The 26,704-nt window shown below is 60.1% G+C and carries 22 protein-coding genes; 4 read left to right on the forward strand and 18 right to left on the reverse strand.

Going from position 1 to position 26,704, the window contains the following annotated elements:
- Window positions 1-31 precede the first annotated feature (31 nt).
- The 14 genes from AC51GR_RS23765 to AC51GR_RS23830 all read right to left on the reverse strand — a co-directional run bounded on the left by AC51GR_RS23765 (window position 32) and on the right by AC51GR_RS23830 (window position 16,410).
- Entirely contained in the window at window positions 32-1,162 is a 1,131-nt protein-coding gene (locus tag AC51GR_RS23765; RefSeq protein WP_496327125.1) for an acyl-CoA dehydrogenase family protein, read from the reverse strand.
- 33 nt (window positions 1,163-1,195) lie between these two features.
- Window positions 1,196-1,975, reverse strand: a complete 780-nt coding sequence (locus AC51GR_RS23770) for an enoyl-CoA hydratase/isomerase family protein (protein ID WP_496327126.1) — start codon at window positions 1,973-1,975, stop codon at window positions 1,196-1,198.
- 2 nt (window positions 1,976-1,977) lie between these two features.
- Window positions 1,978-2,727 (reverse strand): enoyl-CoA hydratase/isomerase family protein, encoded by a 750-nt coding sequence (locus tag AC51GR_RS23775; protein WP_496327127.1) that lies wholly within the window; start codon window positions 2,725-2,727, stop codon window positions 1,978-1,980.
- Window positions 2,724-3,578, reverse strand: a complete 855-nt coding sequence (locus tag AC51GR_RS23780) for an amidohydrolase family protein (protein WP_496327128.1) — start codon at window positions 3,576-3,578, stop codon at window positions 2,724-2,726. The genes AC51GR_RS23775 and AC51GR_RS23780 overlap by 4 nt, the downstream gene beginning before the upstream one ends.
- Window positions 3,579-3,591: 13 nt before the next feature.
- Entirely contained in the window at window positions 3,592-4,767 is a 1,176-nt protein-coding gene (locus AC51GR_RS23785; protein ID WP_496327129.1) for an acyl-CoA dehydrogenase family protein, read from the reverse strand.
- Between the two features lie 53 nt (window positions 4,768-4,820).
- Entirely contained in the window at window positions 4,821-6,041 is a 1,221-nt protein-coding gene (locus AC51GR_RS23790) for an acetyl-CoA C-acetyltransferase (RefSeq protein WP_496327130.1), read from the reverse strand.
- A 36-nt stretch (window positions 6,042-6,077) separates the two neighbouring features.
- Window positions 6,078-6,845, reverse strand: a complete 768-nt coding sequence (locus AC51GR_RS23795) for an SDR family NAD(P)-dependent oxidoreductase (RefSeq protein ID WP_496327131.1) — start codon at window positions 6,843-6,845, stop codon at window positions 6,078-6,080.
- 42 nt (window positions 6,846-6,887) lie between these two features.
- Window positions 6,888-7,619: an SDR family oxidoreductase gene (locus AC51GR_RS23800; RefSeq protein WP_496327132.1), complete on the reverse strand. Its 732-nt coding sequence runs from the start codon at window positions 7,617-7,619 to the stop codon at window positions 6,888-6,890.
- Complete coding sequence (locus AC51GR_RS23805) at window positions 7,616-8,068, reverse strand: MaoC/PaaZ C-terminal domain-containing protein (protein ID WP_496327133.1); 453 nt, start codon at window positions 8,066-8,068, stop codon at window positions 7,616-7,618. The genes AC51GR_RS23800 and AC51GR_RS23805 overlap by 4 nt, the downstream gene beginning before the upstream one ends.
- Window positions 8,069-8,347: 279 nt before the next feature.
- A complete protein-coding gene (locus tag AC51GR_RS23810; protein ID WP_496327134.1) occupies window positions 8,348-10,009 on the reverse strand; it encodes an amidohydrolase in 1,662 nt (553 codons plus the stop codon).
- 101 nt (window positions 10,010-10,110) lie between these two features.
- A complete protein-coding gene (locus AC51GR_RS23815; protein ID WP_496327135.1) occupies window positions 10,111-11,643 on the reverse strand; it encodes an APC family permease in 1,533 nt (510 codons plus the stop codon).
- Window positions 11,644-11,935: 292 nt separating this feature from the next.
- Entirely contained in the window at window positions 11,936-13,231 is a 1,296-nt protein-coding gene (locus AC51GR_RS23820; protein WP_496327136.1) for a flavin monoamine oxidase family protein, read from the reverse strand.
- Between the two features lie 235 nt (window positions 13,232-13,466).
- Window positions 13,467-14,849: an aspartate aminotransferase family protein gene (locus AC51GR_RS23825; RefSeq protein ID WP_496327137.1), complete on the reverse strand. Its 1,383-nt coding sequence runs from the start codon at window positions 14,847-14,849 to the stop codon at window positions 13,467-13,469.
- A gap of 43 nt (window positions 14,850-14,892) precedes the next feature.
- Window positions 14,893-16,410, reverse strand: a complete 1,518-nt coding sequence (locus tag AC51GR_RS23830) for a CoA-acylating methylmalonate-semialdehyde dehydrogenase (RefSeq protein WP_496327138.1) — start codon at window positions 16,408-16,410, stop codon at window positions 14,893-14,895.
- A gap of 154 nt (window positions 16,411-16,564) precedes the next feature.
- Between AC51GR_RS23830 and AC51GR_RS23835 the strand changes: the two genes are divergently transcribed.
- Window positions 16,565-18,184, forward strand: coding sequence for a PucR family transcriptional regulator (locus AC51GR_RS23835; RefSeq protein ID WP_496327139.1), 1,620 nt, complete (start codon window positions 16,565-16,567; stop codon window positions 18,182-18,184).
- Window positions 18,185-18,451: 267 nt separating this feature from the next.
- On the opposite strand, the gene AC51GR_RS23840 is transcribed toward AC51GR_RS23835, so the two are convergent.
- The gene (locus AC51GR_RS23840) at window positions 18,452-18,886 is read right to left on the reverse strand and encodes a MaoC family dehydratase (protein ID WP_496327193.1); all 435 of its coding nucleotides are present in this window, start codon (window positions 18,884-18,886) and stop codon (window positions 18,452-18,454) included.
- 1,575 nt (window positions 18,887-20,461) lie between these two features.
- On the opposite strand from AC51GR_RS23840, the gene AC51GR_RS23845 reads away from it, so the two are divergent.
- Window positions 20,462-20,926, forward strand: coding sequence for a hypothetical protein (locus AC51GR_RS23845; RefSeq protein WP_496327140.1), 465 nt, complete (start codon window positions 20,462-20,464; stop codon window positions 20,924-20,926).
- Between the two features lie 839 nt (window positions 20,927-21,765).
- On the opposite strand, the gene AC51GR_RS23850 is transcribed toward AC51GR_RS23845, so the two are convergent.
- Window positions 21,766-22,248, reverse strand: coding sequence for a toll/interleukin-1 receptor domain-containing protein (locus AC51GR_RS23850; RefSeq protein WP_496327141.1), 483 nt, complete (start codon window positions 22,246-22,248; stop codon window positions 21,766-21,768).
- Window positions 22,249-22,918: 670 nt separating this feature from the next.
- Here AC51GR_RS23850 and AC51GR_RS23855 point away from each other — a divergent pair.
- Window positions 22,919-24,076, forward strand: coding sequence for a Het-E N-terminal domain-containing protein (locus AC51GR_RS23855; protein WP_496327142.1), 1,158 nt, complete (start codon window positions 22,919-22,921; stop codon window positions 24,074-24,076).
- Here AC51GR_RS23855 and AC51GR_RS23860 read toward each other — a convergent pair.
- Complete coding sequence (locus AC51GR_RS23860) at window positions 24,060-24,374, reverse strand: hypothetical protein (RefSeq protein WP_496327143.1); 315 nt, start codon at window positions 24,372-24,374, stop codon at window positions 24,060-24,062. The genes AC51GR_RS23855 and AC51GR_RS23860 overlap by 17 nt on opposite strands.
- 651 nt (window positions 24,375-25,025) lie before the next feature.
- Window positions 25,026-25,688, reverse strand: coding sequence for a restriction endonuclease (locus tag AC51GR_RS23865; protein ID WP_496327144.1), 663 nt, complete (start codon window positions 25,686-25,688; stop codon window positions 25,026-25,028).
- A 268-nt stretch (window positions 25,689-25,956) separates the two neighbouring features.
- Here AC51GR_RS23865 and AC51GR_RS23870 point away from each other — a divergent pair, with 268 nt between their 5' ends.
- Entirely contained in the window at window positions 25,957-26,538 is a 582-nt protein-coding gene (locus AC51GR_RS23870) for a hypothetical protein (protein WP_496327145.1), read from the forward strand.
- Window positions 26,539-26,704: the final 166 nt, after the last annotated feature.

A 26,704-nucleotide genomic window follows, 5' to 3' on the forward strand; every position in this document is an offset into this window, starting at 1 on the left:
CTCTCCTACGAGAAATGAGGGTGCGATGGGCTCACACGCGCCCGGACGCGAGTACTCGTTCGGCGATCTGCTCACGCGCGACCTCGTTTGACACCGCAAACTGACGAAGGCTCGTCGCCCGCTTGAAGTAAAGGTGGATGGGATGCTCCCAGGTGTATCCGATACCGCCATGAATCCCGAGACTCGCTCGCGCACAGAACATGTAAGCCTCTGTCGCAGCGAGCTTGGCCTTCGTCAGCTCGTCATCGATCGACTCGTCCTCGGCAGGTGTTACCGACAACTTCCACGCTGCGTACCAAAGCATGGTCCGAGCGACCTCGACTTCGGTGTGCATTGTCGCCATTCGATGCTTGAGAGCTTGGAAGGACCCGATGACCTTCCCGAATGCATGACGCTCTCCGGCGTATTTCACTGCGATGTCGAGTGCGCGTTGCGCGCCACCGACTGACTCGGCCGCAGCCAGAAGCAATGCACCACGACGAGCGGTAGAACGCACTGGGTCCATGGCGCGCCCACTGGCGAGTACCGTGACCGGAACATCTGTGAGCGTTACAGCGCCTTCGCCCCGCGTCGGATCGAGCATGTCGTGGCCTTCGACCCCGACACCGTCACCACCGGCTACAACGAGCGCATCCACACCGTCGACCTGTGCGATCAGCAGGTGCTTCGTGGCTCCGAGCGGATGGAGCACACGATTCACCGTCCCGGAAACGATCACGGTACCGCGGTCGACAGTCTGCTTGGTCACGATCGAGGAAGCGGGAAAGCGGTCATCGAACAGCCGTGGGTCGAGCGACGGAATTTCGTCACCCTCACTGATACGAGACAGCAACTCGTTCCGCACTTCGGACTCTGGTGCGGCGAGCAGGGACGGGAGCAGGATTCCGACAGCTACACCGAGAGGACCCGGCACACAACCTGCACCCAGTTCCTCCAGTGCCACAGCAATTTCCACCGGACCGGCATCCATGCCACCGAACTCTTCGGGTACGGCCAGAGACTGCAGGCCAACCCGCGTCGCCGCCGCAGTCCAGACCGACGGATCGAATCCGAGATCGGTCTCGATCTGGGCCAACACCTCATTGGGGCCTGCGTAGCGCTCGACGAAAGCGCGAACGGACCGAGCCAATTCTTCCTGTTCGGCACTCAACTCGAACTGCATTGGTAATACTTCCTTTCCCAAAAAGTGCGGCGTTCAATTGCCGCGGGGGTGCCCGAACATGTCTGCCATTGCGCGCTGAGTCGCCGGCTGCTGGAGTACCTCGACATTGGCCTGCACTTCGTATCTGCAGGAGACGTCTTGGTCGTCCTCTTGCGCTATATCAAGAGCTCTCTTGGTCCGCCGCACCGCTTCGTTGGGGTACTCCGAAATGCTGTCGATCAACGACTTGGATTCACCCACAACATCTTCGGCGATCACATCGCACAAACCGACACTCAGTGCACGGCTTGCATTGAGTACTTCGTTAGTCAACAACATGTGACGAGCTCGCCCGAGCCCGATCATCCGCGGAAGTTTCCACGTCAAGCCGCCGGTTGGTAAAAGGCCGAGTTTGATATCGCCCGCACAGAATGTTGCAGTGGGGACGGAAACACGAATGTCCGCCATGCACGCGATTTCAAGGCCGCCACCATATGTCAAGCCATTGAGCGCCGCGATCACCGGAACCGGCGACGAAACGATCACGGTGTCAAGCCCGGCATAGAGCGCGAGGTAGGGCTCGTACTCGGGAGTCGACATTGCGAGGATGTGTTTGACGTCCCCGCCAGCACTGAATGCTCGCCCCGAACCCGTAACAACGATCCCACGGATGCTGTCGACACTGCCATAGTGCTGAATCATTGCCGTCAGTGCCTGCAGAATACTTGGAGTCAAGGCATTTAGGCTATTCGGACGGTTCAGCGTGAGCACAACAACGCCGGGTGTGGATGCATCTGTGACAATGTGGTCATGTACGGGTTCGGAGGCGCTCATTACTACTTTCCTGCGGTCGGCGTCGACGCATATCCTTCACCATACGACTGCACCGATTCGGCCAAGAACTCCAGCAGTCGCGCAGCCCCTGAAGCTGTTGAGGCGTTCTCGAGCAACAGTTGCTTGGCTGTGGCGAGTCCCGATCCAGCGCCGGCCGCCGTCTCGGCGGCTATGGCCTCGGCCGCCTCGACCGCAGTGCCGTCGGCCACGACATCGAGCACCAATCCGAGCGCGTGCGCCTCGGTAGCAGAGAGCGTGCGGCCACCCAGCAGAATCTGGCGGGCGTAGGACAGACCCACCGCCCGTGTCAAGCGGTAGGTGCCGCCCCACGCCGGCAGCATGCCTTTCATGACCTCTGGCAACCCGAACGTCGCGCCCGCGCCAGCAACTACCAGGTCACACGCCAAGGCGAGCTCGAATCCGCCGCCGAGGGCAAAGCCCTCTACCGCCGCGATCGTCACACACCGATGCCGTTCGATCGCGTCCATCAGACGCTGCCCGTGCGCGGTGTGCTGAACTCGCTCCGGCACAGTCATATCTCGGGCCGCCTTGATGTCCGATCCGGAACTGAAGGCGCGATCCCCAGCGCCGGTCAGAACCAGCAGACGAACACTCTCGTCTCCTTCGGCCTCCACAAGCAGTCGCTGCAACTCGAAGATGGCATCGTTGTCCAGCGCGTTACGACGCTCCGGACGGGCGACGGTGAGCGTCCACACGCCGCGCGAACGCTTCACCTCGATGTTGCCACTCACAGGTTGAAGGCCTTCACTGCGTTATCTCGGAGAACAGCCTGGAGGGTTTCCGGCTTGAGCCCGAGTTCCTTGATCTGCTTCATGCTCTCCTCATGGCGCACGAGCGGGTAGTCCGTGCCCCAGATGGTCTTTGAGCGTCCACGGCGAGAATCCATGAACTGCAGCATCTCGGGACGCCAGTACTTGGGCGCGTAACCCGAGGTACCGAGATACACATTCGAGTGCTTGGAAGCGAGCGCGACGGCCTCTTCGACCCAGGGCCAACCGGTGTGGCCACACACGATCGTCAGTTTCGGGAAGTACAGTGCCACCTCGTCCAGGTGCATCGGACGGCCGACCTCGCCGGGCATGAAGTCGAGCGTGTGGCCCATCGATACGGTAACGGTTGCACCCAGCTCTTCACACTTGGCGTAGTACGGGAAGTACCACTGGTGGTTCGGCGGAAGACCGAAGCCGTGCGGGTGAATGTGCAGACCCTTGAAGCCCTTGTTCTTGATGGCGTCTTCCATCTCGCGGACCCCTTCCATCCGCTTGCGTGGATTGACGCCGTACCACCCGAAGATGTTCTCCGGGTCCTCGGCATGCGCCTCTGCGACCTCTTCCACGAAGGTCTCCTCAATGGGACGCTGATTCCAGTAATCCCAAGTCAGGAGCGTCGGGATGATGATCTTCTGGATGCCCAGACCGTTGAGCTTCTTCATGAAATCTTTGGTCGTGTAGCCGTGCAGGCCTTTTAGCCGGCCTACAGACTCGAAGATGTCCGATTCCGAGCTCTCGAAGAAGTTGCGTCGGATGTTGTCTTCTGTGTAGTGACCACACATGAAGTCGATGGCGGTGATTTCGTTCGTCATTGAAATTGCTCCTTTACCAGTTCAATTCGGGGTAGGGAAATGAGTTCTTGCTGAGGTGTCGGGAAATGATCAGTTGCTGGATCTGAGTGGTGCCATCCAGGATTTGGAACGCTTTCACGTCCCGGTAAAGCCGTTCGACGGGATAGTCCTTGGTAAGTCCTGCTCCGCCATGGACCTGCACGCTCTCGGTGGCAATCCGAGACGCCGCGTTCGTGGCTGCGAGCTTCGCCATGGATACCACCGTGCTCACCGCTCGCGATCCACCATTCTCGGTGGCCTCCAACGCCTTTTCGAACAGCGTCCACGCCGCCGCGAGATCGGCAGCCAGGTCTGCGAGCAGGAACCCGATCCCCTGGTGTTCGATGATTGGCTTACCGAAACTCTGGCGGCCACGGGCGAAGACGATCGCTTCGTCCAGTGCACGCCTAGCGACTCCGAGCGCAACCGCCGAGATATTGAGCCTGGCCTCGTCGAGTGCCGACATGGCGAGCCGGAAACCGCGACCTTCTTCGCCGAGTCGATAGCTGACGGGGATCCGCACTTCGTCAAAGTTCAGTGTGGTGGCCGGCATTCCACGAAGTCCGAGCAAGTCTTCATTTCGCCCGACCGAAAACCCTTTTGTGTCACGGGGAACCACGAAAGCGCTCACAGCTGCGGCGGGATCGTCCGAAGTGCGTGCGAATACGGTGTAGAAGTCTCCATACGACCCATTGGTGATGTAGATCTTCTGCCCGGTGATGACGTACTCGTCACCTTCACGACGCGCACGCGTCTTCATTCCGCCTGCATCCGACCCTGATTCGGCCTCGGTCAGAGCAAAGCACGGGATTGCCTCGCCGGTCGCCACAGATGGCAGGACCAATCTCTTGACCTCTTCGGTACCACCGAGGATGATTGGTCGGACCGCGTCGCCGGCATTTCCGAACGAGAGTGCGACCGCCGACGAGCTCCGGGCCATCCGCTCAACGGCCATCAACGTGGTGCGTTGACTCACCTGGATCCCGCCGTATTCCTCCGGGATGAAGGTCGCGAAGAACCCGACGTCCCCCAGCTCCCGGTAGAAGTCGAGAGGGAACTCTGCCTTGGCATCGATATCTGCCGCACGTGGTTCGAGCTTGTCATCGACCAAACGGCCGATGGTGACAAGCATTTCAGCCTCTTCGGCTTGGGTAATATGCTCAATTGTCATGCTATAGCCCTTCTTGCGAGTGACCGGCGCTGCGTGCATCGCATCTTGTTTGATCAGTTGAGTCGTTGGAAGACCGCAGCCATCCCCATGCCACCGCCTATGCACATCGTGACGACGCCGAGCTCTTTGTCCTTGGTCCGCAACCCATTGAGAAGCGTCGAAGTCATTCGCGCACCGGTCATTCCAAAGGGATGTCCGAGAGCGATCGCCCCGCCGTGGGCATTCAGTTGGTCACTGTCGATACCCAACTCACGCTGACTCGCCACCACCTGGGCCGCGAACGCTTCGTTGATCTCGAATAGATCGATGTCATCGACGGTCATTCCTGCGGACGACAGTGCCTTTCGCGTCGATTCCACCGGCCCGAGGCCCATGATTTCCGGCGATAGAGCACTGACGCCCGTCGACACAATTCGAGCCAGCGGTGCGATCTGCAGTTGCCTCGCGCGGTCTTCACTCATCACCACAAGCGCGGCAGCACCATCATTGAGCGGACAGCAGTTACCGGCCGTCACTGTCCCCCCGGAACGGAACACCGGGGACAGGGCTTCGAGCCCGTCCATAGTGGTTCCGAAACGCGGTCCGTCATCGGCCGTGACCAGGTTGCCATTGCCGTCGTCGACGGCGGTGATTTCCCGTTCGAAAAATCCTGCCTTTATAGCTCTTTCAGCATTGAGCTGTGAGCGCAGTGCCAACTCGTCTTGGTCTCGCCTGCTGACGCCACACATCGCCGCTACGTTCTCAGCAGTTTGACCGTCTGGAATATACGCATCCGGAAGCTGCCCATTGAGCCGAGGATCCGTCCAATGGTCAGCATTCTGGATGCGCCGTTCTGCCGTCCGCTCCTGCGCGGCATCGAAGCGCGGGTTCATGGTGCCCGGGATGGCGTCCGCCGAATAGTCGCCATAGCGGCTGATCATCTCAACTCCGGCAGAGATGTAGGCAGTACCTTCGCCCGCTCGGATCGCATGGAACGCCATCCGAGTCGTCTGCAAAGACGACGCGCAATATCTGTTCACCGTTGTTCCGGGCACGCCGTCGAGCCCCGCCAACACCGACACCATGCGTGCCAGATTGAACCCTTGCTCGCCGGCGGGCATCGCGGTGCCCAACATCAGGTCGCTGATCTCGGACGAATCCAGTTCCGGGATCTGGCCGAGCGCCGCGGTCACCATTTCGGTGGCCAGATCATCGGCGCGCCGGCTAATCAGTGAACCCTTGCGCGCCCTTCCGATGGGCGAGCGGGCAATTGCTGTGATAACTGCTTCAGGCATCGGCTGTCCTTCGAGGTAACGGGATGGGCCTCGACGTCAGCCCGCCATGGTCAGGCCACCACTGACACTGACGACCTGACCGGTCATGTAGTCCGCGGCGTCGCTGGCAAAGAAAGCAACAACGTTTGCCGGATCCGACGGCTCGGCGACCCGACGGAGCGGGATCGCGCGAACCAGCTTTTCGATCAGCTTCGGGGTCGACACCATCTCCGCCTGCAGCAGCGGAGTCATCGTCGGGCCGGGGCACACGCAGTTCACAGTCACCTGATACGGAGCGAGCTCTCGCGCAAGCGATTTCGTCAGGGCGATTACGCCGCCCTTTGCTGCGGCGTAGACAGTCTCACCCTTGCTGCCCACACGACCTGCGTCGGACGCGACGTTCACAATGGTCCCCGACTGCTGCTCGATCAGATGCGGCACCACAGCGCGGGTCATGTACAGATTCGACCACAGGTTGATGTTGACGATTTTCTCCCAGAACTCCAGGTCCTGCTCCCAGAAGCGACCTGGCTCGTCCCAACCCGCGACGTTACACAGTGCATCCAGCCCGCCCAGTTGCGCGATGGCCGACTTGACACCCTCCTCCACCTGCGTCCAGTTTGTGAGATCGGCTGCAACAGTGACAATTTCGCCACTGCTACCCTTCAGTTCATCCTTGGCCTTCTCGAGTCCTTCAGCATTGATGTCAAACAGCGCTACGTGCGCGCCCTGTTCCGCGGCAATTGTCGCGAGTGCGCGACCCATTCCCGATGCCGCGCCGGTTACGATGACTCGTTTGCCTGCAAGAGTTGGGCTGTTCGTCATTTGTAAAGCCTTTCAGTGGATATGAGTGGGTCGAAGAATCGTTCAGCCACCGAGGGTGGCGCCGCCGTCAACCGTGATGAGTTGCCCTGTAACGTAACTCGCGTCGGCAGAACTCAAAAAGCCGATCACCGAGGCTATCTCAGAGGGATTTGCGAATCTCTGCATCGGGATGTCTTCGAGGAACTTCGCGCGCACGTCCTCCGGTACACTCGCGATCATGGCTGTCTCGACCGACCCCGGTGCCACCGCATTTGCGCGGATATTATGCCGCGCACCTTCGATTGCGATCGTGCGCATGAGACTGATGATCCCGCCCTTGGCCGCAGAGTAGTTGGCCTGTCCGAAGCTGCCACGAGCAGCAGTCGACGAAATGCTCACGATGGAGCCGCCCCCGGAACTCCGCAAGTACGGAAAGCAGACCTGCGACCCAAGGAAGGCGCCCTTCAGGTGCACGGCAACGACTGCGTCCCAATCCTCATCAGTGAGCTTGTTCAGCGACCGGTCCCTGAGAATACCCGCATTATTCACCACTGCGCGCAAAGATCCCAGCGCAGAGGCGAACTCGGCGCACGCGTTCCAGGCCGCCCTGTCGGTCACGTTGAGTTCGAAAGGGACTGCACGACCGCCATTGGCTTCGATCTCGTCGACGACGCGCTGAGCGTCCGTGGCACGAAGATCGCTGGCCACGACTAGGAATCCATCGGCAGCAAGTCGCTTGGCCGTGGCAGCACCGATCCCGCCGGCTGCGCCTGTAACGATTGCGACATCAGTCATTTACTTGCCTCTTCCGTCGCGAGAAGTACGGTGTCGTAGCCGGCTTGGACCACTTCACCCTTCTGATTGATCAACTGGACGTCGATTTTGATCACCCCGGTCCCAGGGCGAGTTTTGCTGTCCCGTCGTTCCATGACTTCGTACTCGGCGTGGACGGTGTCACCCGGGAGGATCGGCCCCGTGAACCGACGCAAACATTCCAAGAACGCGATCACGTTCCAATCGTCGTACTCGCTTCTGAGCCCCGTGGTGATCGCGGTACCGAGCAATCCATGGGCAATTCGGCCCGGGTAGGGGGTATTGGCGCGCACCCACTCGTCGTCGGTGTGCAGCAAGTTGAAATCGCCGGATACTCCCGCAAAGTTGACGATATCCGCTTCGGTGACCGTCCGAGCAGCCGTCGTGACGCGCGCGCCCACTTCGACCTCGTCTAGATAGATTCTTTTCACGGACTTCCTCTCAGTCGTTCGATCGATAGATTAGCCCGAACGAACCCGTTAGGTCAAGTCATGAACCGCCAACCGGACCGAATCTTCGTTCTCGTTGCGCTGCTTCCAAACCTGCACGCACACAGCGTGATCAACGCAGTCGGATCTGTTATCGCTCGCGAAGTTCATACCTGTGACCGCAACGGCCATCAACAGCGCATGGTTCGCCCATTCCGTGCGGAGAAGCTTTGTGTTCAAACGGTTTTCGGTCTGAATCGCAGGATCGAGGGAATCCCCTATTCACCGCTCGAACTGCATCTCTCCTGCAAAGTATGTCGCGTCGACCGCGACATCACCGATCTCGTGGGCCTGGACCTCAAACGGATCTTGCGACAGGATCACGATGTCTGCGGCGGCACCGGCGCGGATGACGCCAGCACGGCCCTCCAAACGGTTCACGAACGCCGAGCCTGCCGTATAGGCGCGCAGTGCGGTGGCCAGAGCCAGTTCCTGCCGGCTGCCTAGGGTTCTCGAACCTGGGGCCTGGCCCGGTTCGAAGCGGTTGACTGCTACATGGATGGCTTTCAACGGATCGACCGTGGTCACTGGCCAGTCGCTTCCCATTGCCAAAAGCGCGCCAGCCCTATGGAGCGATCCAAAAGCAAACTGCTGCTCGAATCGCGTGGAGCCCAGGCGCGGCAACGACATTTCGATCATCTGCGGGTCCGGTGCGCCCCACAGGCCTTGGATATTGGCAGCCGCGCCGAGCCGACGGAATCGAGCGATGTCGTCCTCATCCACCAGCTGCACGTGCGCGAGATGGGGCCGCGTGTCGAGGTATCCGTTCACGCGACGTGCGTTCTCGATAGCGTCCAAGGCATCTCGCACAGCCCTGTCGCCCAGCGCGTGGTAGTGCACCTGAAACCCCGCCGCGTCCAGCGCAGCCACTGCTGCGTTCAGCTTCTCCTTCGGCAAGAAGCTCTTACCCACATCCAACGATGAACACCCACACTTGTCGAGATACGGCTCGAGCATCGATGCGGTGCATGCATCGATGATCCCGTCCAGCATCAGCTTGACCGAGTGGATCGCATAGGTGTCATGGCCTCTTCCGTTCGTTGCCGTACGCAGCTCAACGAGTCGACGCACCTCGTCCTCGATCAGCTCGATTCGCGTATCGCGCCGCCACCACAAAGCGCCCCGAACGCGGGCGGAAAGCCGTCCTGCGTCTGCCGCGCGCAGATATGCCCCATGGACGGGCGGACCCAATATGGCGAGCTCAGGATCCACCCAGGCGTCCTGCCATCCAGTGATTCCGTTGGCGTGGAGGTGACTTACGCCAACTTGGAGTGCCCGATCCAGCTCGCCCTGACTCGCGGGCGGTATCACTTTCATGACCAGGTCCATCGCACCCTCGTGGAGTGTCCCCGACGGTTCACCATCCGGCGTCCGTTCGATCAAACCATCGGCCGGATCCGGTGTGGCCCGGGAAATACCAGCCCTCACCAGGGCTGCGGTGTTGACCCAGCCCGAATGGTGCTCGCGATTATGCAGGAATGCCGGCTTGTTCCCCAACAGCTCGTCAAGGAGCTCACGAGTCGGCATTCCGCCGGGAAAGACAGCCATATTCCAGCCCCCGCCGAGGACCCACTCGACCTTGGGATTATCTTGTGCATAAGTTCGGATAGCCTCGCTGTACCCCGCGATATCGACTTCTGCCGATAGGTCACAGCGGGCGAGTTCAAGTCCACCCCACACTGCATGCACATGCGCGTCGATGAAACCCGGCAACAGCATGCGGCCACGTAGATCCACCACGTCGTCCGCGCTTCGGAGATGATCGCGAACCTTATCCTCAGCCCCGACTGCAATTATCGTGTCGCCCTCGGTCACGACACAGGTCGCCGTTGACCCAGCGTCGTCCGAGGTGAATACGTTTCCGTTGTGGAAAATTCGCTTCATTGCGTTGCAACTCATTTCAGTATTTCGGTATCGCACAGGTTTCATCCGGCGCGACACGTCCTCGTGGTCTACTGCGCATACTCAGAGACCGGTCATTCGGTTCAAGGAATATGCGGCTCGGTCTGCTGCTCCGAGTCACCTGGTTCCTGAATCTGCTCTGCCGGCGCGACCTCCGAGTCCACATTTTGCGAGGTTGCGGTTGTACGGCGGAAAACATGTGGCCGCCTGAGCAGCATGATCGCGAACAGGAACAGACCGGCGGCCGTATAGACGCCGATCATTTTCAGCGGCTCAGTGAACTCGCCACTTAAAAGGAAGAACTGACACGACACCACGAGCCAGACAATCGCGATCACGGTGACCGGCGTTTCCCATCGTCCAAGTGAGAAAGCGTCCTTCTCTTCCGGCTTCGGGGGCGCTTTGATCTTCAGGATGACGATCAAGAAGAGATAGAGGAAAGGAATAGGAATCGCTGTGGCGGCGAACAGGTTGAACAATGTGTCATTTTTGAAGCTGAGAACCACCGCGGAGCCCAGGACGAGCACGAGGATGGCAGCACCCACTGGTGTGACCGTCCGGCGCGGAACCCAGGACAGGAACGAACTCCCGATGACGGCTTCGTCTCGGGCCATTGCGAAGATCTGACGACTCGCCGTGCTGTTGAGAACAAGTCCTGCCGAGAACGTGGTGATGCACACCAGCGCGAGAACGATCTTCCCGAAGAACGAGCCCAGAACTGAGGACACGATGCTCGCGACCGGCGTACTCGATGCGGTCGCCTCGGAAATATTCGGTATTGCCGCAGTTACAGCGACGAGGAAAACAAACCCGAGACTTGATGAGACCACCACGGCCCGGATCATCGCTCTCGGTACGACCTGCGCCGGCCGATGAGTCTCTTCAGACAGGCTCGCCACCGCTTCAAAACCGACGAGTGTGTAAAACGGCAGTAGGAGGGCCATCATGAGCGGCCCATTCCACGAAAAATAGCCGGCGGAATCGATGTCGCCCGTACTGAAGATATTGCTCCAACTCCCGTCGACACCGAAGGCCACTGCCACCAGAAGGATCACGCTGATCAAAATGACCCCGGCCAACTCCAGCGACACTCCGATCGAGTTGAGAATCAGTGTGAGCTTCGTGGAGAACAACAGAATCAAGCCCTGCACCACAAGCACTATCACCGTAGCGATCTGACATTGGAGCGCACTCCAATCCAGTCCGAACAATGGAACGAATGCCTGGTTCACGAAGGTGTAGTTGACTGAAACTCCGCCGATAATGAATCCCACCGCGTTCAAGAAGCCGAAGAGCCAACCGGACCTCGGCCCGACACTTACGCTCACCCACGAATAGAGCATGCCGCTGATGGGTACTCGCGCTGCGCACGTGGCCATCGCGAAAACGACGAAAAGGCCCCCGATCGCGGCAACGACCCACATCCAGATACCGGCCGGTCCTGCGCTCGTCAGCACACCGCCGTACCCGCCAAAGATTCCTGCGATAACAGCGCAGACAGAGAACCCGATAGCAAAGGACGAGAAGCTACCTATCGACCTCGTAAACACCTGTGTATATCCGTAGCGACTCAAGTCCTCCCCCGAGGAGCTGCTGCCACCCACTGATTTCTTCATCCAAATCCGTCCGCTCGTTCTGTCGTTCGGTCGTTCGACAGACGCAATCGTAGTGAGCCACGCCACTTCCCGCAATAGCCATGGTCGATCCGTTTCGGCGATTTAACACGAGGCGGTCGTACGTCACGTACTTTGCGGGAAAATCTGACGCACAGAGCTTCGAGATCGCCGACACAGCAACGGCGCCACCGCTTCTTCGCGGCGGCGCCGTCACACGACAGACCCACATGCATATCGGCTACCTAACCGCGACCTCACCCCGAGTGCGAGGTGAGGCGACGCCGACTCTGGTTCAGACGGTACGAGGAACCATTTCCACCGCTTGCCGGGCCGCCCGGTAGCCGCTCTGGATGGCACCATCGATGAATCCGTTCCATCCGGGTGCGGATGCATCACCGGCCAGAATCAAACGCTCAAGCGGCTTTTGGAGTTCGGCGATGATCTCGAAACTCTGCTCTGCGGCCAAAAAGTTCCAGGTTCCCTGCGAGTACTTGTCGGCGGTCCAGTCATGAACCTTGTAGTCGATCAGCACTGCCTCGGGCACCAGTTCGCGCAGCGCCCGGACAATGTCTTCACGTCGGTCGACGTCGAAATCTGTTGAACGAGGCCCGAACGCGACCAGGATGTCGTGATCTTCCGCCCTGGCATACAAACCGACCTCGCTGAACATTTCCGAATCGGGAGCCACCGCATAGGGCGGCTTTTCGAGCGGCTCGACCGCCAGCACGACCTTGATCCCTCTCGCGGAGCTTCCCTTGCCGACCTCAAGGATGGAGGGAGGTAGCGGCGGATCGAACGCGACATCACCTATCACGTTCAAGGGCACCGTCGAGATCGCCACCTTGGATCGGATCACTTCCCCCGACTCGAGGGTCGTCGAAACACCCTCGGCCCCATAGCTGATGCTGCGGACCGGCGCGGACAGCTTCACGTCGAATGCGCCGTCGTTCACGATGGACTGATGCAGCGCGCCCGTCCCGCCTTCAACCGCATATAAACCCAGAGTCTCCACTGCGGTCTTCATCGTCCCACCGCCCAACTGCCACCAACGATAGGTGGTGAGGAGGCTGCTTTCGTCGTTTGGGCCGTTGCCCATCGTGGCGCAGACACCACCGACCAGCGCACGCTCCTCATCGGTAAACTGGGGCAAAGCAAGAATGTCTGCGACGGTCACGCCGGTCGCCGAACCCACACCCCACCCATCATCATGAAGCTCGTTTTTCAGTTCCAGATTTGTTGACTGCCAGAACTTTTCGAATGCGGACGCGATGCGGGCGTCGAGATCCTCCTCTGCAACCACGTGCCTGCCGGCATGATCAAGCCACACACCACATGCAGGATCCGGCAGTCGCACGACCCCGAGCCCGTATCGACTCATCTCGGCAAACACATGCGGTTGCCACCAATGGACCCATGTCCCACCCAGTTCGATTTTATGCCCAAACCAGTCCATCGTCCACGTGCGACCGGCGAGGCGATCCCGGGCCTCGACAACGAGCACCCGCCACCCGCGGTGGGCCAATTCTCGCGCCGCGACAACCCCGGCAAATCCACCTCCGATGACGACCGCATCCGCGCCGTTATCCATCCCAGAACACCCTCTTCCTCGTCTCACCGATCCATCTACCGATCGATCGTTCGACACAAAACCTAAGGCGGTCTGTGTCATGTGTCAAGCGTTACACCTGAAGCTTGGAGCTTGTACCACCCGCAGCCTGGGCAGGTCGACGAACTGGGGCGCTGCCGACACAGAGCGGGAGGTCGTCGGAAGCACAAAGCTTGCCGACGACCTCCTGTTGTTGCGAAAGGTCTTGCAAGACTTATCAGACCATTGCAGCGTCCGCGCGATTCAAGGCCGTATCGAGAATCTCAAGCCCCTCTAGCACTTCGGTATCGGACACCGTGCACGGCGGCACGGCGTGGATTCGGTTGAAGTTAGCAAACGGGAGCAAGCCACCCAGCTTGCACGCCGCAATGACCTCATTCATCGCCGAACTCGAGCCCCCGTACGGAGCCAGCGGTTCCCTGGTAATCGGGTCTTTGACCAACTCGATTGCCCAAAACACGCCGAGCCCGCGAACCTCGCCGATCGATGGGTGTCGTTCGGCAAGCGAACGCAGTCCCGGTCCGAGGACCTCCCTACCGATTCTCTCCGCGTTGTCGACGATCCCCTCATCGGTCATGGCATTGATGGTTGCCACTACTGCAGCGGTGGCCAGCGGATGCCCCGAGTACGTCAGACCGCCTGGGTAGGGTCGGTCTGCGAACGTCGCAGCGATCGTCTCGCTGATCGCCACTCCGCCCAGCGGGACATATCCCGAGTTGACGCCCTTGGCGAATGTGATGAGGTCAGGGACGACTCCGGCATGCTCGATTGCAAACCACTTACCGGTCCGCCCGAATCCCGCCATCACCTCATCGGCGATGAAGACGATGCCGTAGCGGTCACAGATTTCCCGGACTCCGGCAAGGTAGCCCGGCGGCGGCACCATGATCCCGGCCGTACCGGGAACCGATTCGAGCACGATAGCGGCGAAGGCCTGCGGCCCTTCCATCCTGATCAAGTGATCGAGGTGCTCGAGTGCCCGCTGGGTTTCCTGCTCTTCATCGGCAGAATGAAATGCCGAGCGGTAGAGAAATGGCCCATTGAAATGCACCACACCGCTGGTGCCGTAATCGTTGGACCACCGGCGCGGATCGCCGGTCAGGTTGATCGCCGTGTCGCTACCACCGTGGTAGGAGCGGTACCGCGACAACACCTTGTAGCGTCCGGTATGCAAACGCGCCATCCGCACCGCATGCTCGATCGCATCAGCGCCGCCGTTGGTGAAGAAAACCCGATTGAGGTCGCCCGGAGTCCGCTCGGCGATCAGCCGGGCGGCCTCCGATCGGGCATCATTGGCGTGCTGAGGCGCGACGGTGCAAAGTTTCTCCGCTTGCTTCTGGATCGCTGCAACAACTTTGGGGTGCTGGTGACCGATGTTGGTATTTACGAGCTGCGACGAGAAGTCGAGTAGGCGGTTGCCCTCGCCGTCCCAAACATAAGATCCGGCCGAGGCCGTGACGGTCATCGGGCTGATTTGCCCTTGGGCTGACCATGAATGGAAAACGTGCGCACGATCGAGTGCGTACGCGGTATCCGCCTCTTTACGGGCTTCCGCGACGGTCAGCCCATTGGGCAGATCGACTCCTACAGGTGTAGCCATGAATCGTTGTCCTTCTTTGATTCGAGTGGTTCCGGTTTGCAGATCAATTGTTCTGGGGGAAGCCGAGATTGATACCACCATGGCTCGGGTCGAGCCAACGGCTGGTGACTACCTTTCCTCGAGTGAAGAAGTTGACGCCCTCGGTGCCGTGTGCGTGCGTGTCGCCGAACAGCGAGTTCTTCCATCCGCCAAAGGAGTAGTAGGCGGTCGGAACCGGAATCGGGACGTTGATCCCTACCATGCCTACCTCGACCTCGTTCTGGAAGCGTCGCGCAGCGCCACCGTCGTTGGTGAAGATTGCCGTTCCGTTGCCAAACGGGCACGCGTTGATCAGCTGTAACGCCTGTTCGTATGTCTCGACCCGGATCACTGACAGAACGGGACCAAAGATCTCATCGGTGTAGACGCTCATGTCGGTGGTCACATTGTCGAGCAGCGTAGGCCCGAGCCAGAAGCCGTCGGCGCCACCGTCGACGTCGGCCCCACGACCGTCAACCACAACGGTTGCGCCGTCCGCTTCGCCGGCATCAACGTAGGAGGCCACCCTATCGCGATGGACTTTGGTCACCAGCGGTCCCATGTCGGCGTCGCGCGTCCCGTCCCCTACCTTGAGTGTCTTGGTCCGCGCGGCGATTTTCTCCACCAGTGTGTCGGCGATATCACCGACGGCAACCAGTGCTGAGATCGCCATGCACCGCTCACCAGCTGACCCGAATCCGGCATTCACCATCGCGTCAGCGGCCAAGTCGAGGTCCGCGTCGGGCAACACGATGGCGTGGTTCTTTGCGCCGCCGAGGGCCTGCACCCTCTTGCCGTTGGCTGTCCCGGTGGCGTAAACGTACTGCGCAATCGGGGTTGAGCCGACGAAAGACACAGACTTGATCGCCGGATTGGTGAGCAGTTCATCTACGGCGACCTTGTCGCCTTGCAGCACGTTGAAGACTCCGGCAGGCAGGCCGGCCTCCGCCCATAGTTCAGCCATCCACAAAGCTGCGCTCGGAACCTTTTCGGAAGGCTTCAGCACGACCGTATTACCCGCAGCGATCGCAAGTGGGAAGAACCACATCGGGACCATTGCCGGAAAGTTGAACGGCGAAATGATCGCAACCGGCCCGAGGGGCTGGCGGACCGAGTGGACATCGACGTTTGTCGACGCATTTTCGGTCATGCCGCCCTTGAGGAGATGGGCTATCCCGCAGGCGAATTCGACTACCTCTTGGCCGCGGGAGACCTCGCCGAGCGCGTCCGAGACAACTTTTCCGTGCTCGGCGGTGATGATCTCGGCGAGCTCACCCTTGCGGGCATTCAGCAGTTCGCGAAACGCGAAGAGAATGTGGGTGCGCTTGGCGAGCGACGTGTCACGCCACCCGGGGAATGCCGCTCGCGCCGACTCGATGACCGTCCGCGCCTCGTCAACAGTGGCCAGCGAAACGTGGCCGGAAACGGAACCGGTTGCCGGGTTTGTCACCGGCGATGTGCCGAGGCCCGGGCCGGAGAACGATTTCCCGTCAGCCCAGTGCGAGATGGTTTCGAGCCGGAAGGCACCGTCAGTGAGTGTCATGCGTCATCCTCGAGAAAAGTGGGGTGTCCACGAACATGTCATTCAATGTGTGGGCGGCGACCAGATGTCTCCGCACTTCTACTCTGATGCAGGACTCCCACCGAACAGCCCTACGGTATGTACAGTTTTGTGCGCATGATTTTACACTCTGTAAATGCTGCCAACCATTGCTCGGATTCTTGCCCTCCCGATCGTGCAGGCGGGCGAGCCCGATGTGATCGCCGGTCAAAGTCTCGATCAACCGGTTCGTTGGGTGCATGTGTCTGATGTCGCCGACGTCTCTGACCTTCTACAAGGCGGCGAACTTGTCCTGAGTACCGGGCAACCGTTGACCGGATCAGATGCTGGGCTCGGCTACCTCCGTGGTCTGATCGCTGCCGGAGCCGTGGGCTTGATCATCGAATTGGGAACCCACATCAATTCAATTGACCCACAGCTGACAGCTGCCGCGAGGGCCGCTGACTTTCCAATCATCGTCTTGAACCGACTCGTGCGCTTCGTCGAGGTCACCGAAGAAGTACACCGATCGATCGTCACGGAGCAATACACAGAAGTTGCCTTTGCCAGACACGTCCACGAGGTCTTCACAGCGCTCAGCATGCAGCGGGCGTCCTTGACCGACATCGTTGAAGCCGCCGCGGAGATACTCGACACGCCAATGGTTTTAGAGGATCTCAATCGTCAGGTCCTGGCGTTTGCAGCGCGCGGGCAGACCACAACGACACTTCTCGCGGATTGGGAACGTCGGTCCCGGCTCACGTCCGCGGGCAAGCGGTCGACACCCGACTCCGAAATCTGGGGAACAACGTCGGTGGGTCCGCACCGACAGGAGTGGGGTCGCCTCGTATGCCCATCACCCGCCGGCCGCACGCCCACCGACGACAGCCGTTTGCGAATGACCTTAGAGCGGGCCGCGCAAGCGCTAGCACTGCACCGCATGGTCGAGCAGGACCGGACCACGTTGGAACAACAGGCACAGAGCGGACTGGTCGATGAACTGCGGCGCGGACGAATCACCAGCGAGGCCGAAGCCACGACACGTGCGCATGCGCTCGGACTTCGTCCAGCGCCGGTTTATGTGCCACTGACCATCAGGATCGAAGGCACCGCACGGGCAGATCAGGTTGCCGATCAACGCCGTCAGGTCCTCCTCCTCAGCGCCATCCGTCACGCGGTGGCCACCTGCCGTCAGACCGCACTGCACACCAATCCTCGTCCAGGCCAGATCGATGTGGTCTTGGCGCACACGTCCACCGTCCCATCAGTTGCGCCACTGTCCTATGTCTGCTCCACCATCAAATCGGATCTGGAACGGTTGGATGGTGTTACAAGATGCGTCGTAGGCGTCGGGCCGGAATCGAGCCGTCTCCTCGACGCCGCACACGCTCTCGACGATTCCTCTCATATCGCGGAGGTTGCGTTGTCGCTTCCACCGGATGCGAAGGTGTTCTATCGCGCGACTGATATCCGACTGCGAGGACTGCTGGCAGTACTCCGCCAGGATCCAAGAGTGCAAACCTTCGCTGAGACGGAACTCCGAGGCATCCTCAACGACCGCGCTCGTCACGGAGATGAAAACTACAACCTCTTGCGAAATTTCCTCAACCTCGGCGGAAACAAAACCGAACTGGCTCGAGTACTCGGCATCTCGCGGCCCACGCTCTACACCCGGCTGGGAATCATCGGGCGCATACTCGATGCCGACCTGGACAACGCCGAATCCCGCACTTCACTGCACACAGCCATGTTGATCATGGACTCGGGGCGCCCATGAGGTCCTCATGTTCGCCGAACAACAGATCAGCGACGCCTGCAACAACCCCATTTAGGTTCAGGGCAGCACTGGCGGGCGACCTATACCCTGGGCTGCTCACTCGGTCACTGCGCCAGGGCAAAGCAAGTAACAGGCAACGCTCTGAACGAGAACTCAGCGACATCAAGCGCCGGGATTCTCTACAGTGCAAATCCAATGGCTACGATATCCCGCGTGCACATGAGCGGACGGTTCGTGACCACTCGCCGGTCAATCGAGGACCGTACGTTACGACAACCACCGGTTGAGCGTCTCAACCACACACGCCGGCTTGTCCTCGCCTTCGATTTCCGCAGTGATCCGTATGGTGACCTGCACTCCTCCGTGAACGTCCTCGCAGGAAGTCACCTCGCCTCGCCCGCGAATCCGGGAACCCACCTTGACTGGGGCTGGAAAGCGAGCCTTGTTGACACCGTAATTGATGCCCATGCTCACGTTCTGAACTTCGATCAGCTGAGGTAGGAACAAGTTACAGAGCGACAACGTTAGATAGCCGTGCGCGATCGTGGTGCCAAATGCTGAATCGCGGGCTCGCACAGGATCGACGTGGATCCATTGATTGTCACCGGTCGTTTCAGCGAAGCCGTCGATCCGAGTCTGGTCTATCGTAAGCCATTGCGTCGGACCGAGAATCGATCCTACCGACTCTCGGAGCCCAATCATCCCGTCGACGACCAGTGGCGTGGCAATAGCGCCATGTCCGCGCTCTTGCGACGCCGAGGACTCACTCAAGCTGCTCAATACCTTCTCCTTCAATGATTTGTCAGTCGCCGCGTCCCTGCTAACGACCACTGCGTCAATCTTTGATCAGTTGCGCGTTCCGTCGTAATCCTAGATCGACGATCTCGTCGACACTAAAGCGGTGGCGAGCGGCGTATTCAATAAGCTCCACGCGATCTTCCGGCAATTCATGCCCGGCGGCGGCGCATGCGATCTCAGCGCGGAGAAGGCGACCGGCTAACTACGGAATTCACCCCCCCCCCGACAGACACCGACAAGATACGGCCGGCAATCGGTCTGGAGCTCGTCAGCGATCTGCGGCGGTGCAACGAGCAGCTCTTCGATCACCGAATGAACCCAAGCGCGCTCGACAACCGTGACTCGACTTCACCACCACCTTCGGCTCGGTCCGGTTACCGTCGGCCAAATCATCCCAGCAGCTCATCTGGCCCGGCTTCCGAGCGAATCGCCGTTCACCACCGTCAACGGCAACGCGCCCGTGCAGATTTGCCTCGGGCCGACTCCAGTCGCAACCGACTATCCCAAGACGGTGACAGGTCTTGAACTCGGCGATCCACGCCATCGCGGTGGACCGAATAGCCGACCACTCAGTATCAGCTCGTAAGCGGCCGGGATGAACTCCTTGGGTCTGCAATGTCAGCACGATAGTCAGTGCGGGTACGCAGAGGGTACGCAGCACGACCGCGCCTGGGTCTCCCTCACCAACGCCTGCAAACGCGAAACACATTCTGGCGCTATATGACTCAAAAATCTCCAACAACGCCACAACATCGCAAACGCCCAGAGCGGCAATCTTAAAATCCGTCAAGTGTGGGTTCGAATCCCACTGGGGGCACAAATGTGCAGGTCAGAGTGGTATATGCATACACATGCAACCCCGGTACGCAGTGGGTACGCAGCTTGCTCGGCAACGGCGTTGATTAAGCCGTAGCTCCGCCGAGATCGCCCGCCATAAATGTGCCTGCAGATTGAAGCGTCATCGCCCGGCTTGTATCCAAGGAATCTCTGGAACACCCGGATGTTCGGGCTCCGGCGCTCATCGCTAGAGGTCTCGAGAGCGGCGACAGACCCGGACTACACAGAAGCCCTACCCGCCGACAGCGGCTGAAGGACGCCGGTTTAACGCTCACGGCCAGCGCAGGCGACAGCCACAGCGAGACTTAGGACGGCGTATGCCCACGCCGGGGCATTCGACATCTCACGTCACCGAGTCTCAATCAGGCTGTCAAAGTCTCACGTAGTTGCCATCCGGTATGAGAGTTGACCCCCAAGTAGGGCAGCCGCCCGCCGTCGTAGCCGCTACTTGACGGAATATCTATTATCGGCGTAATACCTTGTCTAACAACCACTTTTGTCACCAGTGACGATATGTAACCCCATTTAGGTCCGCGCTCACGCCGGCAGCCTTGAACGAGCCCTCTTTTTGCGCCAGCGCGTCGCTGGAACGCATCTGCCGCGCAACCGTCGAAGCGCCTGGCCCATGACTAGTGTGAGTTCATGAGTGCGAGCGGTTACGTAGCGGTCGAGTTGTCGCCGCGATGGACTCATGCGGTCTGGGGTCTGTCGCTGGCGACTGCGGCTGTTGCCGGCGCGGTCTTGGGCGGCGAGCTGACCACCACCGTTCCCGGTGCCGCTATGGGGGCTTTCATGGCGCTGCCTGCCGGGGCTCTCGCTGCGTTGACGCTGTGGTCTCTTGGATCAGTGTCGCTACGAGCTCTCGCGCCGGATCTGGCCAGCTGGCGCCGACGAAATCGAGTGCTCAGGATGGCATTCGGGTTGGTGGCCGGCGGCCTCATCGGGTTGGAGATCGCGATCGCCTTCGCCATCCTGGGCGGTGCAACGCGCGAGGCCACCGTGTGGGTTGCGGTACCGACGGTCACAGTCGTTGCCGCTGGGGTCCTCTACCCACCGAGACCGCACAGCGACCCCCTGCAAGCAATGCAGAGTCCACAACCGACGTAATCTATGTTATCGGCGTAACCAATTGCGCTGCAATACATTTCGTTACAAGTGATGAAACGTGCCTTGAATCTACACGTGCATGGAGTGAAGCTCGCCGGGGTCCACACAAAAATTCCACGCCCTGTCACCCGGGCGGCGTCTGAATACTCACAATCACTACTCCGCGACCCACCTGGTCTTTGGGGGTGGCGGGTTGCGCGTTGCGGGTTGCGGAGGAACCTAGTCGCGGCTCCAACATCCGTTGCAACCTATCCGGTAGTATCGATTCCGCCAAGCCTGGAAAACCAGCACTCGTGCTGGTCAGGGTGGGACCGCAGACCGGTGCTTGGTCAGTCCAATGTGCGCAAAGGACCGACCATGCTCGATATTCCCACCTCAACAGTTTTGTTTCTGCTGACGATTGCGACTATTCAGGTCGTTGCTCGGACGATTCTCATCGCAATTACACTCCGTGGCACTAAGCCGAAGGACAGAGCCGAGATATTACGTGCTCTTAGGGGGCCGGCGACTCTCGCGCTCTCATTGCCCTCGCCACGACGACGAAGGCGCTAGATCAAAGGGGGGTGGCGCGCGCTATCACCAGGCGCGCCACCGTTCGCCGTCGATGGTTGTTCGAGCACGAGCATGCTCTTGACGCTCGGGTTACGCCTCCAATCGGTATCGGATGACAACACATTTGGGAGCAATGACACGTAGGCACCTACATGTTTCGCCGCAGGTACGTTCGGTTCAGTTTGTATTGGCCCAGTCGGAATCAACGAGAATCCATCGCTGGTACGGGTGGTTGGACAGAACACCGTGCTGTCTCGGCCCGGTCGGGTCCGATTTCGAGCAAGTGCTTACGCGTCGAGTAGGTCGGTCACGTTGACCAGTTCCGCAATCTTGACCGCGATGTCTGCCATTGAATCGTCGGCAGTATTCAGGCCGCTGCGCGAGCCAAGCAAGGGGCTGATCTCCCGGAGCTCCTCGTATGTGGTTTGGTGCACGATGGGGATGAGCTGGTCGCGTGCCAAGAGCTCCGAGAGCTCCTTGTCAGCGATCCCCTCCGAAGCCAGGCGAGCAAGAAGTGCAGGTGTGACCAGCACAATACCGGCGCGCGACTTTGCAAGGCCCTTATCGATGGTGCGGAGTAACGGCACGCCGAGCGCGACATCCTTCTCACTGAACCAGACCGATACTTCGTTCAACTCGAGCAGATCGTGAAGCTCCTTGGCCGCGCCCCGCCGGTCATCCCAGGCATGGCACAGGAAAACATCGCGCAGGTCGGGGTAGGCACACGCTCGTGCTTCAACCTCGCGGCGAACGGGTGTGAGCGCCCGCACTTCGGCAGGCGTGTAGGTCGCGGAAGAGCTACTCGACGACCAGTTTGGCCGAGCGCTCCCGCCAGATCCTCGCCCATTGCTCGTGCTCTGCGCCGGGGAGACCGGCGGTGGGGAGTACGAAGGGCGAGAGTAGGACCCATAACCCCCGCGGCCTCCGTGCACAGGGCAAGCTGCGCGACCACTCGCTGTCCGATGGCCATGCCGCGGCGCTGTGCATCCACTCATAGTTGAACAGTAACCGGTGCCACCGACAAGGATCTCGTGTTTGTCGCAAGACACCCGACAGTGTCGGGCGATCATCGAACTTTGGAGCGATGACAGCTACTCGGTCGCGGTTGACCCGCGACGAATCGACGCTGGGGTTCCTGGTGGATGCCGTTGGGTCCTGAAACTTCCGGTCAGCATGTTCGCAATTCCGCCTGAGTGACAAGCAATCCGGGAGTTTGCGGGCGGCCCTCGCGCAGATAGTCCGGAGTTGATCGGAGCCCGTATCTATCATTGTTGCTGCACAACCGATTTCGTCACCGGTGACAGAATGCAACCCCAATCAGGTACTGGCGAGCCTGGGCGAATCTGAACAACGGGTCCCGCATGTGCGGACCTCGCGTGTCGGAGCGTGCCGATAGTCTTCGTTTCGGGGAGAACATCCCCTGAAGCCAGGAGGTAGGCGATGGATCCACTCACTCTGGTTGCGGCCGCAGTCGCGCTTGGAGCGTCCGAGGGTGCCCGTGAGTCCGCTATGAGCGTTGTCGTAGATTCATACACCGCACTGAAAAGGTACATAGTCGACCGCTACGGCGGAACGGTGACCGAGGTCGAAGGCCTCGAGTCTGAGCCGGATGAAGAGCTTCGGCGTCAGCTGCTCGCCAAGAAGCTCGCACTGGCCGGCGCCGCCGACGACGGGGAGTTGCAGGCACTAGCGCAGGAGTTGTTACGTACCGTAAGCGAGCATTCCCCCCAGGCTGCAGAGACGGTCGGTGTGCGATTGACTCGCGTAGCTGCCAGCGGCGATATCTCGGTGTCTGACGTTGTGATGGACGGCGGCAGCGGAGTTACCGCCGAAGACATTGCCGCCGGCGGGTCGCTGACCATCAGCGGCGTCAAGGCTCGTTCACTTCAGGAGCCGCCACCCTTCCCAAGCGCGGCGATAAACGGCGATCCTGCCAACGCGCAACAACACCTCACTTCGTCGCAGCAGCATGTAGAGGCTGGCCGAGACAACATCACCCAAATCACGACGAACTACGGGTCCGCGAGACCAGGCGGCAACGGCGGCCGAGTCCGCGCAGTGACGGTATCGGTGGAGAAGAACCCTCTCGCCGAGAACCTGTGGACCGTCAAGGTGAACAACGGCACACCTGGGCCGATCACCGACCTCGAAGTCGATGTATACGTCACCGATGACTCAGGCCGCCGTACACCGGTCCCCTGCCAGCCCGCCAAAGACCGTTTGCCGCTTGCCCAGCTGTTCGAAAAGGTGCTATCTCAAACACTGCAGGGCGGACTGGGAGCTATCGGGGCTCAGGCGCAGATGCTCCCCGGCATGTATGGAATGGCTCCCGGCGGATTGTCCGGCATGGGCTCCTACGGCCCCATGATGGCGAGCCACATTTCTTCCTCTCCCCAAATGCAATCAGTGATCGCACAAGCGAAGGCCAGCATGGCCGACTCGTTTCCTGGAGTCCTGACCGCGGAACACCACGCCGAGGTGTTATTCCTTGTCGAAGGGGACGTTGACGGGCAGGTGCAGGCCGACATCGCATTCGAGGACGAGGAAGGCGAACGGTGGACCCGACCTTTCGGAGCCCCACCTAGACGGGCCGAGTGAGACAGCTGTTCTCGCGGCCAGGCCGCTGGTGGCGCGGCAGTGCGCCGCGCGTGGCTTGTTCTGGTCGCAGATCTTCGTGAACAGCGGGGACCGCGAACTTGGAACCGGCAGAGCGCTTCGGCTTCGGCGGCCACGGACTGCCCAGGATGACGACGGCGAGAGCCGTGCCGACTCCCCCGCCGCCGATAAGCGTGAGCCCTGGTGGTGTGTGGTCACCGGCGTGTACCAGCCACATCACCAGAACCACGATGGCGCCGAACGGTACGGCGCGGACCACTGATAGTGCTGTGTGTTTCATGGCCGCGAGACTACAAACCGGGTTTTCGGGTAACGCCGATCGTTCTGTGTCGACCTCCGGTGCAGCCGTGTCCACTACTCCCTTTGTGCTGCAGGGACCCTAGTGGCCGCTCCCCTCGCTCTGTAGCACGCAACGCATTGGGCACAGGCAAAGGTTGGTCGGCGACGCCGACCGTGAGGCAAACTCAAACCCGTAACCTGCTCATTTTTCGACCGGACACAGCAGCGCACTTTTGGACCGGAGCTGACATCGACTACGTCACCCTTCGTGGCGTGGGCTGCGAACCGATAAGTCTCCAAGCGAGATCGGTTGGCCCGGATCGGCCGACCGTTGATACTCCTGATCCCACTGCACGAGGTCATTGCGGCGGCAATCGCTTGGCGGGCGATGTCAGGAAGTTCTTGCATCTAGGTAAGACGCCGGCACACTTTTAGTTGGTTCCCTGAATCTGCTCGTTTCTGAAAGCCACCGTTTTGGAACACTTACCCTCGCGCGTAGGTCCTTGCCTAAGCGACATATCGGCCCGGAGTTACTCCACCCGGCAAGGGGTATTTGTAGGCAACCGACACGGCAGCTGTCGGGATTGGCCAAAGGTTCGCGCTGGTGGCTTGCCAGTTGGCCCAGGCGGTGGATCTTCGGGCCACCGATTGGTCAACTCTTTCGGCGCATCTTCGCCACGCGCCGTCTTTCCTCTTCGCGAACACTTTTGGTTCCCCACCAGAGGAAGAGAATGAAAATTCCCAAAAATCCACTGAGAAAGAATACGACGCTAAGCATAGAGGTGGGTGCAACCGGCCACAGACACATTGCGGTCGTGAGGATGAAACCCACCCATCCGGTTAATTGCCACCTCTTGTCGGACGCCGCAACTTTCCTTTCCAGTTTCTCGAGCGCAGGGTTCGGCGGCGGTTGGACGTGCGAGGCCCCTAGCTTGGGTGATGTGTCGGGGGCACGGTTGAGCAAGCGGGTTGCGGGGCTATTCTTCGCCGTCAGGTTTCCGAGGACGTCGTAGGTGAACAATGCGATACCGGCTTCGGATGCGTATTCAAGGGCGTGATGGGTGTATCCCGTTGCGCTGAAGAACACCATCTGAAGGTGCGTTTTACCACCGCGAGCGCCATACAAGCGTTGCAGTGCTGGCCGGCCTGTCTGTGCGGCTTCCTGCTTGACCTGGGCAATGGCTCGGGATGAAGTCAGGTCGATGCCTGCATCGGGCCCTACCGGGGTGACGGCGGCATCGTGAAAGCCAAGCAGTCGGCGCATACAAACCGCCGCGTGTAGTTCCGCTTCACGCGGGGTGGTGATGTATTGCATACGCAGTATCTATCACGCAGTGCGGACGGCAACAGCATGTGGATTATGTAGACGTTGCGGACGATGCGTGGGAACGTCGCCGATCTTTGGACCAAGTGTGTCGGCTGGTGACAAACCTCTGTCAGCGCGCGGCACGCCTCCCATCAGGGCCTGTGTCAAGTTTAGTTGACGTGATCCATGTTGTCGGCATGCAAGAAGAACGAGTTCAAACGTATGAAAGCGTTCGTCTCCCATGCCTTTCGCGCACATACTGGCTTAGGGTCATCGGATGACTTCTTTCGAAGAAGAACTCGGGCGGCAACTCGCCGCGCGGACAGCAGCCGACGCCAGATCCGCGCAAACCGAGGATGTGCACCGTCGACGCGGACAGAAAGCGGCCGACGAGCTGGAAGTGGCACTGCGCGAGCTAGCCGGCCACCTCGCCGCCCGGCTGACCGCGACGACGCACACAATCAGCCCGCGATTGAGCTGGCGCACACCGGCTATCGTCTCGCCTCTCGGATTTCCGCTATGGACGAGCTACAGCCTTGCGGAATCACCAAAGAATCGCTCGCTCAGTAATTTGCAACTCCTCACCCCAGACGGGCAAATTTGGGAGTACTCACAGTACGGCAGGAATAGGTCCTACCTTGACATACGAGAAGCGTTGACTACACCCAATTTCCAGGTATCGATTGCCGGGACGACGTTTCGTGTCGAGAGCACAACAGGCACGTTCCTGGCAGAGCAGTACGTCGACGAGTCGACTGGGTACCGACATCTATCGATCAGTAACGCGCTCGCAGGATGGGCAGTCAACATCCTAGAACGTAAAGCTGCGGATGGAAGTCACGTGCCGAAGGTTGGCTAGATAGCCTCGCAATGAGATCGGGAACTTATGTTGCCTGAGATACATCCGGTGCTGCCCGCCCGCCCTGAGCTGCAACTCAGTTAGCGGATTGGACAGCAGCGGCAAGCCCTTCAGTGGTGGTCCTTCCACCGCCCAGCCTGGACGATCCTCGCAAGCTGGGTTCGCC

It is taken from the genome of Williamsia sp. z71 (assembly GCF_059553375.1).